The sequence below is a fragment of the Fructilactobacillus myrtifloralis genome (assembly GCF_024029335.1).
Taxonomy (GTDB): Bacteria; Bacillota; Bacilli; order Lactobacillales; family Lactobacillaceae; genus Fructilactobacillus; species Fructilactobacillus myrtifloralis.
Window position 1 is genome coordinate 295,342 of sequence record NZ_CP097116.1, and the last position, 15,633, is coordinate 310,974.

The following is a 15,633-nucleotide window of genomic DNA, read 5'->3' on the forward strand; positions in this document are numbered from 1 at the left end:
TCTTAATTATATCATGTTATTTAAAGCTTAAAATAATTCCGCGATAATTTGCCGCCAATCCCGGAATGGAACGGCCACCGGCGCAGTGGGCGCTAACCCTAACTGATCAACCGTCCAGTCCGGTTGATCATTATCACAACACCAGGTTAAGTCAGCGGTTTTGGTACTAGAAAACCGACTGAGCAATGCCGTGCGCCGACACTCGGTGGTCAGTGCATACCGCACCATCAGCAAAATGGCCTGCTCCTTGCGCTTTCGTTCCGCTTGAAAAACCTGTAACAGCGTCGTTCGGTCAACGTTGTGATCATGATAATACTGCAGCAACCGCCGAATCTGCTCATTCAAAGTAGCGGATTGATGCTGTTCAAATAATTCCAACTCATGTTCCGTTGGAATGCTTCGTTGCACGAGCGTTAAGCTTAACTGTTCGTCGCCGGGAACATAGAGGAGTAAAGCAAGGCTCTGGTGTCCATCCCGACCAGCTCGCCCAATTTCTTGCATGTAACTTTCTAAATCCTGGGGTAAGTGGTAATGAACTACAAACCGGATGTTCGCTTTATCAATCCCCATTCCAAACGCGGAGGTAGCACAAATTAGTTGGAGCTCGTCATCCATAAACTGGTGTTGAATCGTAAAGCGGGCCGCGGTGTCTAGATCAGCGTGATAGGCCGCCACCTGCAGATCCGTTTCTGCCTGGAGTTTCGCAGTCATTTGGTTGGCAACCTTTTTGCTGGAAAAATAAATAATCCCCGGCCCGGTAATTTGTTGCACGAATTTCACCAGGTAGTCCTGCTTAGCGGTTTCCGTTGCCAGCGTTTGTTCCGCTAGAAAAATGTTTGACCGATCAACGTTCCAGACCAGCTTTTGCACATTGGGAGCCTGTAATTTCTTGATGATATCATCCTGAACTCGTTGGGACGCCGTTGCGGTCAATAACAAGAGTTGTGGCGTGCCTAACGCCCGCCAGTATTTGCCAAGGTCTAAATAGTCGGGGCGAAAATCAACCGCCCACTGGGAAATACAGTGCGCTTCATCAATCACAAAGAGACCGATGTCTAACTGCTGGAGTTCGCGCAGCACCGTTTGATTGGCTAACATTTCAGGAGAAATGAAGATAAATCGGTACTGTGAAAGGTGCGCCAGCGTTTGTTGCCGTTCTGTCCAACTTTGCTGAGAATTAAGGGCTACCACCCGTTTCTCACCCCCATACTGCATCCGCTCTACTTGATCGGTCATGAGCGATAATAAAGGCGAAACAATGACCACGGGGCGGTCAAGCAATGCACCGTACAACTGGTAAATCAAGGTTTTGCCCGCTCCCGTCGGCAAAACGGCCAAGACCGATTGCCGGTGTTGTAGCCGTTCAAGCGTCTCCCGCTGGCCGGGACGAAACCGGGAAAAACCGAATTTATTCTGTAACAGTTGCGTTAGCTGATCCATGACCTGCTTCCTTTCGGGCTAACTTCGTTAACCAAATCTGAATTAACCGAAATTGAAAAAAGGATAACCCAGCTTCTTGATCGGGCTGAAACTGCCAGTCGTCCACGTTATTTCCATATTGCCTAACCAACCGCTGCACTTCTTTTTGACTCACAAAGTCAGAATACGGGAACTGGGCAAGGGGCACGTAGATGGCGTTTTCTAGTAAATGCTCGTCTACGGTTGACGGCTTAATGTGCTGTTGCGCTGCGACCCGCTTTACATCGTGACTGGTTTGATAGAGCTGCAACGTCTGGCGGGCCTTTTTCGTAATCAAATCCCTTTGCAATCCTTGACTAAGTGGTGCGAGGGTCCCCGCCGGCTTGTTTCGATTCCAACGAACCAGTTGAGCCAATGCAGCTAACTCGATAAAGGCGACTGCCAGTGGATTTAACCGAAGTGCTTGGGCAATTTGCTCCCGCGTCCACCCGTTATTGTGATAGCCAACTAGTTCATGGCTCACGACTTGGGCTGTTTGCGTTGGTAACGCAGCTAAAAAAGCCGTTAAATCGGACTGAAATTCCGCCAATCGGTTCGTGTGAACCAACTGGAAAAAGTAATTTTTAACCCAGACCCGTTCACGCATCGGGGTCCGCACCGCAAAATAATGGTTCTCATGATGGTTAAATTCAGAAATTACCTGGGTCAATAATAATAACCGGCTCTTAAGCCGCTGTAAATCAGTGGTTTGAAATTCTGCTTGCCACTGCAAGGGAAGCTGCTGGAAAAGCAGCTGTTGTTGGTTTAACCCGGCCGGGGTTAGGTAGTCCTGTTCGTGGTCAACAGCCACCAGCTGCTGGTGTCGCAAACTAGCAAAGGGCAGCTCCTGAATTGCAAGATAGCGCCCAATCCCTAGCACCCCCAGCCACTGATAGCGAAAGCCCCAGTAGAGGGTTGCAACGGTCCGTTTGCCCCGAACTAAATTGGTTAACGACCGGTGACGCCGGGGTTGCTTTTCAGCTAACAGCACCAGGGCCAGTGCTTGCTCAATCGTCAGCATTAGCGGTGCGCAATCCAATGACGTAAACGTCCGTAAATTAATACGAGGAGCGTCCCATCGAGGGCTCCTTTGATCAGGTTAAACGGAATGACTCCAATTAAAATCAATTTGGGCAGTGAAATGGACAGCTGAAAGCCAGCCACGTGTAGGTAAACTGGCATCAGGATAAAGTAGTTTAACAATCCCATTCCCAGCGCAAGCACCACGGCACTAATGGCAATGGCCGCCACCGTTTTTTGCTTTCCCGCCAAGAGCCAACTCTTTAACAAAGTAAAACTAACAATGAGAAGCAAGGACGCCACTAAGGAACCCATTAACCCTACCAGTTCAATGACGGAAAAACCCATGGTCATCCAGTATAAAAACAGCTTAAGTAGGGTAATTTCCACGGCCCCGACCGGACCTAATAGCAGCAGTCCCAGTAAAATGGGCACATCAGCAAAGTCTAACTTTAAAAAGGGCACGTAGGGCAAAATTGGAAACGAAACAAACATTAATAAGTAGGCAATCGCACTGAGCATGGCAATTGCTACCATCCGCTTTAATTCTTGATTATTAGTTTTCATTCCGACTTCCTCCCTCGGTTAGTTCAAATAAGTTCCGCAGCTCCCGTTTGTTCAGGGGGCGCCACTGGCCTGGCTCTAAATCAGCTAACTTCAGTTCCGCAAAGGCAATCCGTTTCAGTTTTTCAACTGGATGACCAATGGCTTGAAACATGTTTTTGACCTCATGGTTCCGTCCTTCATGAATGGTAACCTCAATCACAGCATTTTGCCCCGTTGCCCCCGCTTTCTTAACCAAGCGGACTTCGGCCGGCGCACTTTGATGGCTAGCATCAAGTTTAACCCCGGAGCGTAAGCGGTCAAAATCAGTAGCATCCGGGATTCCGGTCACCTTGGCAACGTACGTTTTGGGAATTTCATGTTTCGGATGCGTTAAGCGATAATCCAGGTCCCCATCGTTTGTAAGTAATAATGCTCCGGTTGTATCGTAATCTAGTCGACCAACCGGATAAATCCGTTCTGCAACTTGATGTTTAAAGTAATCTAACACGGTCTTGCGGTGTTTTTCATCAGCAGCTGACGTAATCACTCCCCGGGGCTTATTCAGCAAAAAGTAGACTAACGCTTCCTGATGAATCGGCTTATGGTCAACCTCAATGCGGTCAGTTGGCTCAACTTTTTGTCCGAGGGTGGTTACGACCTGCCCGTTCACCCGCACGTGGCCCGTTTGAATTAGTTGTTCGCTGGCGCGTCGAGACGCCACTCCCGCGTGGGCCATTACTTTTTGTAATCGTTCACTCATTCCTGATCTCCTTTATCGGTATCTTCCCGGTACATTTCCGCCTCAGGAGTTGGTTCACTCTCCGGTAGCGGAGGCAATTGTTGCAGGGTTTGCAACCCAAACGCCTGTAAAAATAAATCGGTGGTTTGATATAAATTAGGTTGTCCTGGTTCATCAGCTTGCCCACTAACGATAATCAACCCTAAACTCTGTAAATTACGTAACGAGACCACGCTATTGACCCCCCGAATTTCATCCACCTGCACCCTGGTAATGGGCTGCTGGTAAGCAACGATTGTAAGGGTTTCTAGCATGGCAGGGGTCAATAACGATTCCGTTTGGTCGGTCAATTGTTGCACCACATCAGCGTAGTCCGGTTTCGTTCCAAACCAGACTAATTCTCCGGTTTGGTAAAGCATGACGCCATGGTCATCAGTTGCCGTGGTCTGTGCGAGTTGCACCACGTTTTCGCGCACGACCGCCATCGAAAGCCCCGTTAGTTCGGCTAATTTACTAATTTTAATTCCAGCCCCACCAGCGGCATAAATTAAGGCCTCTAATTTTCCTCTAATGCTCATCGCGTGCGTTGTCACCTTCAATCATAATTTCATTGCGTCCCACCGGTTGCGTAACCCGGACTAACTGCCGTTTAACCAACGTTAACAACGCCAAAAAGTCGGTTACCACTTCTTCCAACCCTGCCGTGGGGGCATATAACTCGGAAAAAGCGAGTCGCCGGTTGCCCTTCTGGTTAAGCCGGGTCACAATCCGGGCGGCCTGAGTAGGAATACTAAACTGCCACTCTTCAATTTGATTGACCGGACCCACGGCCGTTCGACGTTGCCGTTGCCAAATTCGCTGCCAAGTTCCCACTAAGCTGGCCACTTCAAATTCGTTCGGTTCAATTTCAACGTCAGTGGTACTCTGCACCGCTGGAACCGAATAAATGCGTTGCCGGTGTTGTTCCCGCTGCTGAAGCGTGTGCGCGGCCTTTTGATAGCGTCGGTATTCTAACAATTGGTTAACCAGATCCTCTCGTGGATCTTCCTCTGGTTCACCATCATCGATCTCTTCTGCTAGCAACCACTGCGATTTAATGCGCATGAGATTGGCCGCCATGACAAAAAACGAGCCGGCAATCTCTAACTGCATCTGCTCCATTTGCTGTAGATATTGAAAGTACTGGTCGGTGATGTCTTTAATGTTAATGTCATAAATGTCCATTTGCGCTTCTTTAATCAAATGGAGTAACAGCTCGAGCGGGCCATCAAAATCTGTCAAATGCAGTTTCAAAGTGTCCTTACTCATTCGTCGTGCGCTCCCACCGGGTAATTACTTCTTGGTTTTGGAGGGTCCCAATCACCGGCTGGTTCGGATATAACTTGCGAATGTTATCTAAAATCCGAAAAACGTTGAAATAAGTCTCCGCATCCGGGGTTAGAATGATCTTGCGCACCAACAAACAGTGATGGGTAACCTCCACTCCAATCACCCCCGCCCAGTTATCAAACTGGTCTTTCCACAGGTAAAGATTCCGCTTCTTACTGTCTGCGTACCAGGCCAGCTCCTCTGGAAGGTAGTGCACCTGTTCGGTCCGCCGGGTTAACGTTAAAATGCCTAAAATCACTTTTTCATGTTCTGGGCGATATTTATATAGCATTGCGACCTCCTCTAATTACGCACGTGGATGGTATTTTTGGTATTCACTCGTCAAATGCTCATGCGAAACGTGGGTATAAATTTGGGTGGTGGATAGATCAGCATGACCCAGCAATTCTTGGACCGTACGCAAGTCGGCCCCGTGCTCTAACAACCGGGTGGCAAACGTATGGCGCAACGTATGGGGCGTGATGTTTTTCTGAATCCCCGCCTGCGCCGCCGTCTGCTTTAATAATTTCCACACACTTTGCCGACTCAATTGCCCCCCATGGGCGTTTAAAAACACATAGGGACTCCGCCTTTGTTTTAACAACTCGGGGCGGACAGTTTCTAAATATGTGGTTAGCCAGTGAATGGCGACCGCATCGATTGGCACAATGCGCTCCTTATCACCTTTCCCTAACGTTTGGATCAAGTTCATTTCCAAATGCAAATCCTGCAACTTCAAGTTAACCAGCTCAGAAACCCGGAGTCCAGTTGCATACAACACCTCGAGGATGGCTCGATCCCGCTTTCCGAGTTTGCGATTAACCGGTGGGACTGCTAATAAGCGGTCCGTTTCCTGTTCGGTCAACACGGACGGCAGATGAGTGCCCCGTTTGGGGGTGGCAATTTTTTGCATTGGATCAACCGGAATGACCTGTAAACGCATCAAATATTGGAAAAACTTCCGCAGGGAGGAAACACTGTGAATTACAGAATTCCGGGCCTTGCCCCCCTGCTTTTCCTGCTCTAAATAACTTAACACCGTAAACTGATCCACTGCTGCCCAGCTACTCACCTGCTGGTCAGCTAAATACGTAGCAAATTGGGTTAAATCCTGACGGTAACTCTTAATCGAGTTGTCCGAAAGCCCCCGTTCGACCACGAGATAATGTAAATAATTTTCCAGTTGCTCATTCACGCTGGTCCTCCACGAGTTGAATTCCAGTAGCGGTAATGTTGATTTGATGGCGTTTAAACAGGTTCCCCAGTGCCCGCTTGAACTGACTCTTGCTGATTCCGAAGTACGTTTGAATGGCTTCTGGATCACTATGATCGTTGTACGGTAAAAAATGATCCGCCCGCATCGCAAGCGTCCGATAAATCATTTCAGCATCATCGGAAATGGCCTCGTAAGCCCGGGGCCGCATCGAGAGGTAGACGGTTTTATTGGGGCGAATTCCAATAATCCGAGCGGTGATTAGTTCCCCCAACCGGGGTTCTTGCTCTACTTCGGAACGGTCAATAAAGCCCAACTGGTACTGGTCGGTTAGCACCTGAGTCCCCATTTTTTTCGGGTTGATTACCCGGGCCTTGACGGTCCGATTTTTTAACTTTGGATTAGTTGCTGGCTGTGAAATTGCTTTAAAGACCTCTTCATCGGCCAATTCGCCCCACAGTCGGCCCTTGCTGTCCCGCCGTAAGGCCACTAATAACTGATCCCCGACGTCCGGCCAAAGGGAACGCATGGCGGGTAAATCATCCATCGAGACGGCTAAGTCCTTGTCGGGGAGCCCCAGATCAACAAACACGCCCAGGCCAAATTTTTTACTCACCACGGTTCCCCAGCCATACTGATCAAACCCGATCGCAGGAATTTGCCGGGTAATCCGCAGGTGATGCTGCTCATTTTCATAGGCAAACCCCCGAAAGGTGCTTCCTAGTTTTAGCGGTTTTTTAATTTCTGATTTCGCCAGGGAGTAGGTTAGTCCCTCGCTTTGGACGAAGTATTCCGTCGCATTTTCGTCAGTTACCGTGGTCGTAATGACCGTTCCCAGTTGCTTATTCATGTTGTTCTCCAATTTATGCATCCGTTCAGTAAGATCAGTTAATTTTCTTCATTATACCAAAGAAAAAGGCCGCCGAAAAAATTCAGCGACCTTTTTCTTAAATAAAATTTAATTAATCATTCTTAACTTGGTTACCTTGGTAAACTACTCCACGCCGAGCATCAACCGTTACCAATTCACCATCGGTAATCGTAGACGTCGCGTTGTGAGCAGCAACAATTACGGGAACATCCAATGAAATTCCAATAACCGCAGCGTAAGAAGTTAAACCACCGGTTTCAACCACGATGGCACTGGCCTTCTTCATGGCTGGCAGGTAATCCTTATTAGTATCTTTAACTACCAGTACGCTACCTTCAACGGAGTTCGCATCAGCAGCTTGGGCGTTGTCAGCAACAACCGCCTTCCCAATTACGGTGTCATCCCCAATTCCTTGCCCTTGAGCAAGCTTGGTTCCGATTAATTGAACCCGAACCGTGTTCGTTGTTCCTTCGTCACCTAATGGAACACCCGTAGTAACGATGATTTCTTCGCCTTCTTGTGCTAAGCCAGTTTCAACTGCCTTAGAAACAGCCAAGTTCACCATTGCTTCTGCGGATTCTGGCTTTTCAACTAAGACGGGGTTAACGGCCCAGTTAACCGTTAAGCCACGCCGAACCCGATCGTCAAAGGTTAAAGCTAAGATGTTAGCATCTGGGTGATACTTAGAAATCATCCGCGCTGTGTAACCTGAACCAGTAGCAACAACAATCGTGTGAATTCCCATGTCTTTTGCAATCCGAGCGACTGATTCACCGAGTGCTTCAGTTACATCACCATCTTGAAAGACAGGACGTGGAGTTCCGAATTCATTAAAGAGTCCGTCTGAAACTTCGTCAATCCGAGCCATCATTGAAACGGAAGCAACTGGGTAGTCACCGTTGGCACTTTCACCAGACAGCATCGTAGCATCCGTCCCATCGTAAACGGCGTTAGCCACGTCAGAAACTTCAGCCCGCGTTGGCCGTGGTTCGTCCTGCATTGAATCGAGCATTTGGGTTGCAGTAATCACTGGCTTACCAGCTTCATTACACATCTTAATCAACCGTTTTTGTACTGCGGGAACGTTTTCTGGGGGAATTTCAACTCCCATGTCACCCCGGGCAATCATCAACCCATCAGAAACCTTTAAGATTTCTGGGAAGTTGTCAATTCCTTCTTGGGATTCAATCTTAGGGAAGATTTGAACGTCTTGCATGTTCTTTTCTTCCAACAAAGCCCGAATGTCCATGATGTCTTGGGGTTTCCGTACAAATGAAGCGGCAATGTAGTTAATGCCGTGGTCACAACCGAAACGAATGTCATCCGAATCCTTTTCGGTAATTCCTGGTAAGTTGATGGAAACACCGGGAGCATTAACCCCTTTACGGGAACCTAAAACTCCGTTGTTCGTAACTTCCACCACTAGTTCACGGTTTTGGTCATCCTTTTCCAGAATCTTCGTTCCGACCAAACCATCATCAAAGAGAACTTGACCACCAACTTTAACATCATCGTAAAGTCCTGGATAAGTTACGGCAATCTTGTCTTTCGTACCTTCAAGGCTATCATCCATAGAAATCCGGAATTGGTCACCCGTCTTGAATTCAATCTTGCCATCGGCTTGTTTCGTCGTCCGAATTTCGGCTCCCTTGGTATCCAAGAGAATCCCAGCAATCTTTCCAGTTCTCTTTTCAGCTTCTTTCACCATGTTCATCCGTGATAGGTGTTCTTCATGGTCTCCATGGGAAAAGTTGAAACGAAAAACATTTGCACCACTATTTAACAACGTTGTAATCGTATCAACGTCGTTTGAAGCTGGTCCAAGTGTACTTACGATTTTTGTTCTCTTCATAAGTAAAAGCTCTCCTTTTTTGTAAGCAAACTGTCTCCAGTTTAACTTGCCTTTATTGAATTTCGTTTTCATTGTATCACTTTTCACGGGCGCTGTCTGTATTCAACTAAAAATCATTTTAAGACCACGTTCTTCGTCCCTAACAATGCCTGTAGTTGGTCCAGAACGTCCGGACTGGGATCGACTTGCCATGCCTTTGGCAACAGTTGCCGTTGCTTGGAACTCGCCCAGTACAAAATCACAGGAACCGATCCGGGATGCGCTTGTAACACCGCCTGCAAGTGTTGCAATTGCGTTGGTTGCTCCTGGGTCGGAAGAATTTGTAAAAAGAGGCGTTTTGAGCTGGTCGTTTGCTGGTGCACAACGTTTGCAGCTGGTTGGAGTTGATCCACCACCACCTGTAAGCCCCGACGTTCTTCGACATTCCCAGTCACCAAGACCACTTGGTTTGGTTGTAACCACTCCTGGGCCGCTTGATAAACGTTCGGAAAGAGGGTTAAATCGACCTCCCCAAATTGATCAGAGGCCGTCACAAAGGCCATTAGTTGGCCTTTTTTAGTCCGAATGCTCTTGATGTGATTCACTAATAGCACGAGGTTAACGTGTTGTTGCCCGGCCCTTAATTGGTTGCTACGTAAGGCGTCCCGACTCTGTTTCAGTTGGTCATAGCGTTCCACCGGATGTCCAGACAAAAAGGTCCCTAGGTACTCGCTTTCGTAGTTAATTTTTTGCCAATCAGGCCAATCCGCTTTGCGCTGAATCTCAACCTCCATGCCTGGGATTGAAGCTAACAGGGATCCCGATAAATCAGCGGCACTGATAAACTTTGGAATAGCTTCGCTCAACTCCCGCCGGTTATAGCCAAACTGATCGAATGCTCCGACTGCGGCTAAGGTTTGTAAGGGTTCCACCTTGCGAAATTTCTGTGGCAGCCGTTGGATTACATCGTTTAGATCACGAAAGTCGCCCTCCTCCTTGCGCGTCGTAATGAGGGCTTGCATCAGATCGGAACGTAACCCCTTCACCGCTCGCAAACCAAACCGAATTCCTTGATCTTGATACGTAAAATCAAGCTCGCTCCGGTTAATGTCTGGCGGCAACACAGAAATGCCATCGTCCTTGGCTTCTTGAATGTAATTTCTAATCTTAACCTGATTTCCTAAGACTGAATTTAAGAGGGCTGTGAAGAAGGGCCCTGGAAAGTGCGCCTTTAAATAAGCCAGCTCAACCGCCATTTTACTGTAGGCAACCGCATGGGATTTATTAAAGCCATAGCTGGCAAACTGTTCAATGTAGGCAAACGTTTGCTCCGCCGTTTCCTGCGAATAGCCGTTGTGCACGGAGCCTGAGATAAAGCGTTCCCGCATCGACTCCATTTCTTGATGGTGCTTCTTACTCATGGCCCGTCGTAACACGTCGGCTTGTCCCAGTGAAAAGCCCGCCATCGTAGCGGCCAACTGCATGACTTGTTCTTGATAAACAATGATGCCATAGGTTGAACCCAAAATCTTTTGAATGGCCGCATTTTGGTAATGGTATTCTTCTTGGCCATTTTTTCGTTTAATGAAAGTATCAATGTTTTCCATGGGACCCGGACGATACAAGGCGTTGACCGCTGCAATTAGTTCGAAGCGGTCCGGGTGCATCCGGCGTAGTACTTGTTTAATCCCACTGGATTCAAACTGAAACACGCCGTTGGTGCGACCAGCTTGAAATAGCTCCATGGTCTGGGGATCATTAAGGTCAATTTTAGTCACGTCAAAGTCGACATCCAGTTGGTCGTGCACGATTTGTAAGATGTTCGCCATGATGGAGAGGTTCCGTAACCCCAGGAAATCAATTTTTAACAGGCCCACATCTTCAACGTAATACTTTGAGTATTGGGTCATAAGTAACCCTTCGTTTCCAGACTGAACCGGCGCCTTTTCCACGATTGGTTGGTCACTTAAAATGACCCCGGCCGCGTGGGTCGAGTAGTGCCGGGGTAAGCCCTCTAACTGTTGCGCCGTTTTAAACAGGGTCTCGTTCAACGGTTGATCTGCAATGAGGTTTTGTAACTTTTGGGACTCCTGTAAAGCGTTGCTCAGGGTTTGGTGCAAATGATTAGGAATCGCGGCGCTCCACTGGTTCATTTGTTCGGGACGCATTCCAAAGACCCGGCCCACATCACGAATTGCTTGCTTGGCCCCGAGGGTCCCAAAGGTAATAATTTGGGCTACGTGGGTGTCCCCGTAACGATCATGCACGTACTGCAGAATTTCATCACGTTGGTCATCCGGAATATCCATGTCAATATCTGGCATTTGAGCCCGTTCCTCGTTCAAAAACCGTTCAAACAACAGATCGTACTTAATTGGGTCGACATCAGTAATCCGTAAAACGTAGGCCACTAACGACCCGGCGGCAGAGCCCCGGCCTGGTCCCGTAATAATATGCTGCTGGTGGGCAAAATTAATGACATCCCACACAATCAAAAAGTAGTCGCTAAAGCCCATCCGGTCAATAACGTCCAGTTCATGTTGCAACCGCTCGGTATAGGCCGCGGGAGGATCCTGGTGTAGCCGGTCGGCTAAGCCTTTCGTACACAACTCTCGAAGGTAAGCGATTGCTGACTCCTGATTAGGCGTTGCAAACCGCGGAAGATGCGGCGTTTGCTTGGGAATGTGCACATCACAGGCCGCCACAATTTTTTGGTTAACGGCCAACGCCGCCTGGAGGGACTGCTGTTGGTAAGCTTGTTCCACTTCCTGGGCCGGTCGGAGCCAGTGTTCGCCTAACAGGGCTTGTTGTTCTGGAATTGAACCGAGTGGCGTACCCGTATCAATGGAACGTAGCACCCGTACGTCAAAATAATCGGTAGCCTTTAAGTAATCAACGGCATTTAAGGCCACTAACTCGGTCTGCGTGTCGTCCGCCACCGCTTGACGGGCAGTGATCATAGCAGCATTGGCATCCATTGGAAGACCGAGTTTGACGGCCTCCGGATCGGCGAGAGCCGTTAAGGTCTGGACGACTTGAACGGCATCGGCGGGCCGGTCATAGTCCAGTAGTGATAGTGCTTCGCTACTCTCTGGCAGTAACACAAACAGATCAGTTAACCAATCGGTAATTTGGTCCAGCGTGAGCGCATCTGGTTGCGTCATTGCCAGTGACGACAACTGCATTAAATTTTGATACCCGGTTTGATTTTTAGCCAATAACACTAGCTCAAACTGGTGCTCCGTCAAAACCGTTCCTTGAATCGTCAGCTTTAACCCGATGATTGGTTTTAGCCCCTGCTGTCGGGCTTCCTTTTCAAACGCTACGGCTCCGTACATCACATTTTGATCGGTTAAAGCCACGGCGTTATAACCCTTCTCCTTTGCAGCGGAAACTAGGTCTGGTAACTTAGTTGTACTTTGCAATAAGCTGTAGGAACTAATATTTTGTAATGGTGCATACGCCATCAGCGACCGCTCCCTTCGTTAATTTGCTTCTTCTTAATTATAGCAGACCACCGCGAACTTCCTTTTCTCCCGGCTCCTAATTGCAATTTTAATAATTAGTGATACACTACTAGTGAATAAAGGAGTGGATATCAATGCGCATTATTGCTACAAATTTAACAACGCTCTTATGGGGTGTGCTCTACGGTGAAGTCATTGGGTACATCGGAGCCGCCTTGTTGCAAACTCCGTTTACGACAACGGTTGCACTGGACGTGGCGATTGTAGGAGCCATCGTAGCCCTGGTCGGGGTAAACGTTATCAAATTCGTGATGAAACCGTAACTGTTAAAAAAACCTGGAAATTAATTTCCAGGTTTTTTTTATTGAAATTGAAACGGATCGGTATTAAGTTCCGATTCTAGGACCGTAATTTCCCAGTGTGCTTCAGTTTTCCACTGGTTAAATAAGGCACGGAGACGCGGTTTACAGATGCTTTCGATGTGATGTCCCGGATCAAGCGCCGTTAATCCCGTGGCTAACAAATCCTGCGCCGTATGGTAAAACAGATCGCCCGTGATGTAAACATCCGCATGCTGGGCCAGGGCCGCTGGATAAAATTTACCCCCACTGCCCCCTAAAATGGCCACCCGTTGCACCACTTGCTTCGGAGCAAAACTTACGACCCGGATTCCACGCAGGTTAAACCGCTCCTTGCAACGAGTTGCTAATTCCGTTAAGGTCATGGGCTGGGGCAAAATGCCGACCCGCCCCATAGCAAGCTCTGGTTCGTCATCCTGTTGCTCGTGTTCTACCAAACCCGTCGTTTGCTCTAATCCTAGGGCGGCTGCTAACCAATCATTCATGCCTCCCGGGGCATTATCTAGGTTCGTATGGGCCGCATAAACCGTAATGTTATGCTTTAATAACTCTGCATACATTGCATTTTGGGGGTTCGCCAGGTCTAAATTCGCGGCGGGCCGAAACATTACCGGATGGTGAGCAAAGATAAAATCAACGTTTCGATCGATGGCTTCTTGCACCACCTCTGGCCGCACGTCGAGCGTCGTCATCATTTGATGGACCACGGCCTCCCGATCACCTAACTGAAATCCGGTGGGATCCCCTGGTTCTTTAAACGTTAACGGGGCAAATTGTTCAAAACGGTCAATAATTTCACTAACCTTTGTCATTAAGTACCTCCTGAATGGCTGTAATGCGAGCTTGCATCGCCGCAATTTTAGTCGCGGGTTGCTTTTTTGAAGCCTGCAACTGTCGCAAAATAAGTTCACTCTTGTGGAGTCGCTCCTGCCATTTGTGGCGAAAAATCGCACTCCGTTCCCTAACTAAGTACGGGCCAAAGTCCAACTCCGTTTTGGTTAATGCGGGTGGGTTAGGCACAAATTCGGCCCGCAACATTTCGTAAAAATGCCCGGCGTCTTCGACGAGTTGTTCGGCCGTAATCTGATAGTGATTAGCTTGCAACCACCGGCGTAAGACGTTTTCATCGACATTGGGCTGTAGTACTAAAACCGGGTGCTGCCGCAACTGCGCTTGGCCCCGCGTCAGGATTTCCGTAATCAGTTCGCCCCCCATGCCGGCGATTACAATCACATCCACATGCTCATCGGGATCAAGAACTGCTAGTCCGTTCCCTAACCGCGCCTGCATTACTTCTTCTAAACCAAGTTTGGTAATTTCGCGCTGCGCGTTTGCTAACGGACCCGGGCGGACCTCGCCCGCAATCGCCGTCTCAATCACTTGGCGTTGTAACAAATAGGCCGGTAAATAAGCATGGTCAGAGCCAATGTCCGCTAACTTCGGCACCGACGGCACCAAGGCGGCCACCGCTTGTAATCGTTTGGATAGGTGTTGAATTGTCATACTTCCTCCCGGCAAAAAAACAGGGATCCCCATGGATCTCTGTTTTTTAATTAGTCTAAAAAGTCTTTCAATTGTTTACTGCGAGATGGGTGTCGCAACTTGCGTAACGCCTTTGCTTCAATTTGCCGAATTCGTTCTCGCGTTACCCCAAAGACCTTGCCTACTTCCTCTAACGTCCGGGTCCGACCATCGTCAAGCCCAAACCGAAGTCGTAAGACATTTTCCTCTCGGTCCGTAAGGGTATCTAAGACCCCTTCTAACTGTTCTTTCAATAGCTCATACGAAGCATGGTCTTCGGGACTGGTAGCCTCTTTATCTTCGATGAAGTCGCCAAGGTGGGAGTCATCCTCTTCCCCAATCGGCGTTTCTAACGATACTGGTTCCTGAGAAATCTTCAGAATGTTACGAACCTTAGCGGTTGGCATGTCCATTTCTGCTCCAATTTCAATGGGGAGCGGTTCGCGACCAAGGTCTTGCAGTAACTGCCGTTGGACCCGAATTAACTTGTTAATGGTCTCAACCATGTGGACCGGGATCCGAATCGTTCGAGCTTGATCAGCAATCGCCCGGGTAATCGCCTGGCGAATCCACCAAGTAGCGTACGTTGAGAATTTGAACCCCTTGCGGTAATCAAATTTTTCAACGGCCTTCATGAGCCCCATGTTTCCTTCTTGAATTAAGTCTAAGAACTGCATGCCCCGACCAACGTACCGTTTAGCAATCGAAACAACCAGTCGTAAGTTAGCTTCGGCGAGCTCTTGCTTGGCTTCCTCGTCCCCTTCTTCGATCCGAAGGGCCAACTGCACTTCTTGGTCCGCAGTTAGCAATGGGACCCGTCCAATTTCTTTCAAGTACATCCGAACGGGATCGTTGATCTTAACCCCTTGCGAGCTTGAGGCATTCTTCAGTTCCTTTTGGGTAACCTTTTTAGCGGCTTCTAGCGCTCGCGGATCCGGTTCTCCGTGCTCGTCAACGATGCTAATCCCATCGTCTTCAACCTTTTCTAACAACTCATTCATTTGTTTTTTCTTCAGATCGAAGGGAACCTGGAGTTCTGATTCCAAGGTTGCATACGTGACGTGCCCAATTTTTTTATACTTCTTTACTAAAGCTTCGTAAACCTTGTGGTACCCGTCTTGATCAAACTCTTTTTTCAGATCCTGATTCAGCCGTTCCTGCTTTGCAGCGGTGGTACTTTTTGCTTCGGGAGTCGCTTTTTTTAATTCTGCGTTTTTACGTGCTTTTCGTTCTGCCATCT

General features: G+C 48.4%; 15 protein-coding genes. 1 reads left to right on the forward strand and 14 read right to left on the reverse strand.

The window, feature by feature from the left end:
- Positions 1-27: 27 nt before the first annotated feature.
- The 11 genes from M3M35_RS01545 to dnaE all read right to left on the reverse strand — a co-directional run bounded on the left by M3M35_RS01545 (position 28) and on the right by dnaE (position 12,513).
- Complete coding sequence (locus M3M35_RS01545) at positions 28-1,440, reverse strand: RecQ family ATP-dependent DNA helicase (protein WP_252750271.1); 1,413 nt, start codon at positions 1,438-1,440, stop codon at positions 28-30.
- Positions 1,409-2,479 (reverse strand): helix-turn-helix domain-containing protein, encoded by a 1,071-nt coding sequence (locus M3M35_RS01550; protein WP_252750272.1) that lies wholly within the window; start codon positions 2,477-2,479, stop codon positions 1,409-1,411. Before M3M35_RS01550 ends, M3M35_RS01545 begins: the two co-directional genes overlap by 32 nt.
- Positions 2,479-3,045 carry an ECF transporter S component gene (locus tag M3M35_RS01555; RefSeq protein ID WP_252750273.1) on the reverse strand — a complete coding sequence of 189 codons (567 nt, stop codon included), beginning with the start codon at positions 3,043-3,045 and terminating at the stop codon, positions 2,479-2,481. Before M3M35_RS01555 ends, M3M35_RS01550 begins: the two co-directional genes overlap by 1 nt.
- Positions 3,035-3,784 carry a pseudouridine synthase gene (locus M3M35_RS01560; RefSeq protein ID WP_252750274.1) on the reverse strand — a complete coding sequence of 250 codons (750 nt, stop codon included), beginning with the start codon at positions 3,782-3,784 and terminating at the stop codon, positions 3,035-3,037. Before M3M35_RS01560 ends, M3M35_RS01555 begins: the two co-directional genes overlap by 11 nt.
- Positions 3,781-4,341 (reverse strand): SMC-Scp complex subunit ScpB, encoded by a 561-nt coding sequence (scpB, locus tag M3M35_RS01565; protein WP_252750275.1) that lies wholly within the window; start codon positions 4,339-4,341, stop codon positions 3,781-3,783. Before scpB ends, M3M35_RS01560 begins: the two co-directional genes overlap by 4 nt.
- Complete coding sequence (locus M3M35_RS01570) at positions 4,331-5,071, reverse strand: segregation and condensation protein A (RefSeq protein WP_252750276.1); 741 nt, start codon at positions 5,069-5,071, stop codon at positions 4,331-4,333. Before M3M35_RS01570 ends, scpB begins: the two co-directional genes overlap by 11 nt.
- Positions 5,064-5,423, reverse strand: a complete 360-nt coding sequence (locus M3M35_RS01575) for a riboflavin biosynthesis protein RibT (RefSeq protein WP_252750277.1) — start codon at positions 5,421-5,423, stop codon at positions 5,064-5,066. Before M3M35_RS01575 ends, M3M35_RS01570 begins: the two co-directional genes overlap by 8 nt.
- A gap of 15 nt (positions 5,424-5,438) precedes the next feature.
- Complete coding sequence (xerD, locus tag M3M35_RS01580; RefSeq protein ID WP_252750278.1) at positions 5,439-6,326, reverse strand: site-specific tyrosine recombinase XerD; 888 nt, start codon at positions 6,324-6,326, stop codon at positions 5,439-5,441.
- On the reverse strand, positions 6,319-7,194 hold the full coding sequence (locus tag M3M35_RS01585) for a CvfB family protein (protein WP_252750667.1): 876 nt from the start codon (positions 7,192-7,194) through the stop codon (positions 6,319-6,321). Before M3M35_RS01585 ends, xerD begins: the two co-directional genes overlap by 8 nt.
- A gap of 112 nt (positions 7,195-7,306) precedes the next feature.
- Positions 7,307-9,067 (reverse strand): pyruvate kinase, encoded by a 1,761-nt coding sequence (gene pyk, locus M3M35_RS01590; protein ID WP_252750279.1) that lies wholly within the window; start codon positions 9,065-9,067, stop codon positions 7,307-7,309.
- A gap of 113 nt (positions 9,068-9,180) precedes the next feature.
- Positions 9,181-12,513 (reverse strand): DNA polymerase III subunit alpha, encoded by a 3,333-nt coding sequence (dnaE, locus tag M3M35_RS01595; RefSeq protein ID WP_252750280.1) that lies wholly within the window; start codon positions 12,511-12,513, stop codon positions 9,181-9,183.
- Between the two features lie 134 nt (positions 12,514-12,647).
- On the opposite strand from dnaE, the gene M3M35_RS01600 reads away from it, so the two are divergent.
- Positions 12,648-12,836 carry a DUF2929 family protein gene (locus tag M3M35_RS01600; protein ID WP_252750281.1) on the forward strand — a complete coding sequence of 63 codons (189 nt, stop codon included), beginning with the start codon at positions 12,648-12,650 and terminating at the stop codon, positions 12,834-12,836.
- A 38-nt stretch (positions 12,837-12,874) separates the two neighbouring features.
- Here M3M35_RS01600 and M3M35_RS01605 read toward each other — a convergent pair whose 3' ends face one another.
- The 3 genes from M3M35_RS01605 to rpoD are packed head-to-tail and all read right to left on the reverse strand — an operon-like array spanning position 12,875 to position 15,631.
- Positions 12,875-13,684, reverse strand: a complete 810-nt coding sequence (locus tag M3M35_RS01605; RefSeq protein ID WP_252750282.1) for a Nif3-like dinuclear metal center hexameric protein — start codon at positions 13,682-13,684, stop codon at positions 12,875-12,877.
- Positions 13,671-14,375, reverse strand: a complete 705-nt coding sequence (locus M3M35_RS01610; RefSeq protein WP_252750283.1) for a tRNA (adenine(22)-N(1))-methyltransferase — start codon at positions 14,373-14,375, stop codon at positions 13,671-13,673. Before M3M35_RS01610 ends, M3M35_RS01605 begins: the two co-directional genes overlap by 14 nt.
- 50 nt (positions 14,376-14,425) lie before the next feature.
- Positions 14,426-15,631, reverse strand: a complete 1,206-nt coding sequence (gene rpoD, locus M3M35_RS01615; RefSeq protein WP_252750284.1) for an RNA polymerase sigma factor RpoD — start codon at positions 15,629-15,631, stop codon at positions 14,426-14,428.
- Between the last annotated feature and the right edge of the window lie 2 nt (positions 15,632-15,633).

What these genes read in the sequence shown, in the direction of transcription:
- M3M35_RS01545 (WP_252750271.1), bottom strand. Translation starts at nt 1,440, where the DNA reads ATGGATCAGCTAACGCAACTGTTACAGAATAAATTCGGTTTTTCCCGG.
- M3M35_RS01550 (WP_252750272.1), bottom strand. Translation starts at nt 2,479, where the DNA reads ATGCTGACGATTGAGCAAGCACTGGCCCTGGTGCTGTTAGCTGAAAAG.
- M3M35_RS01555 (WP_252750273.1), bottom strand. Translation starts at nt 3,045, where the DNA reads ATGAAAACTAATAATCAAGAATTAAAGCGGATGGTAGCAATTGCCATG.
- M3M35_RS01560 (WP_252750274.1), bottom strand. Translation starts at nt 3,784, where the DNA reads ATGAGTGAACGATTACAAAAAGTAATGGCCCACGCGGGAGTGGCGTCT.
- scpB (WP_252750275.1), bottom strand. Translation starts at nt 4,341, where the DNA reads ATGAGCATTAGAGGAAAATTAGAGGCCTTAATTTATGCCGCTGGTGGG.
- M3M35_RS01570 (WP_252750276.1), bottom strand. Translation starts at nt 5,071, where the DNA reads ATGAGTAAGGACACTTTGAAACTGCATTTGACAGATTTTGATGGCCCG.
- M3M35_RS01575 (WP_252750277.1), bottom strand. Translation starts at nt 5,423, where the DNA reads ATGCTATATAAATATCGCCCAGAACATGAAAAAGTGATTTTAGGCATT.
- M3M35_RS01585 (WP_252750667.1), bottom strand. Translation starts at nt 7,194, where the DNA reads ATGAATAAGCAACTGGGAACGGTCATTACGACCACGGTAACTGACGAA.
- pyk (WP_252750279.1), bottom strand. Translation starts at nt 9,067, where the DNA reads ATGAAGAGAACAAAAATCGTAAGTACACTTGGACCAGCTTCAAACGAC.
- dnaE (WP_252750280.1), bottom strand. Translation starts at nt 12,513, where the DNA reads ATGGCGTATGCACCATTACAAAATATTAGTTCCTACAGCTTATTGCAA.
- M3M35_RS01600 (WP_252750281.1), top strand. Translation starts at nt 12,648, where the DNA reads ATGCGCATTATTGCTACAAATTTAACAACGCTCTTATGGGGTGTGCTC.
- M3M35_RS01605 (WP_252750282.1), bottom strand. Translation starts at nt 13,684, where the DNA reads ATGACAAAGGTTAGTGAAATTATTGACCGTTTTGAACAATTTGCCCCG.
- M3M35_RS01610 (WP_252750283.1), bottom strand. Translation starts at nt 14,375, where the DNA reads ATGACAATTCAACACCTATCCAAACGATTACAAGCGGTGGCCGCCTTG.
- rpoD (WP_252750284.1), bottom strand. Translation starts at nt 15,631, where the DNA reads ATGGCAGAACGAAAAGCACGTAAAAACGCAGAATTAAAAAAAGCGACT.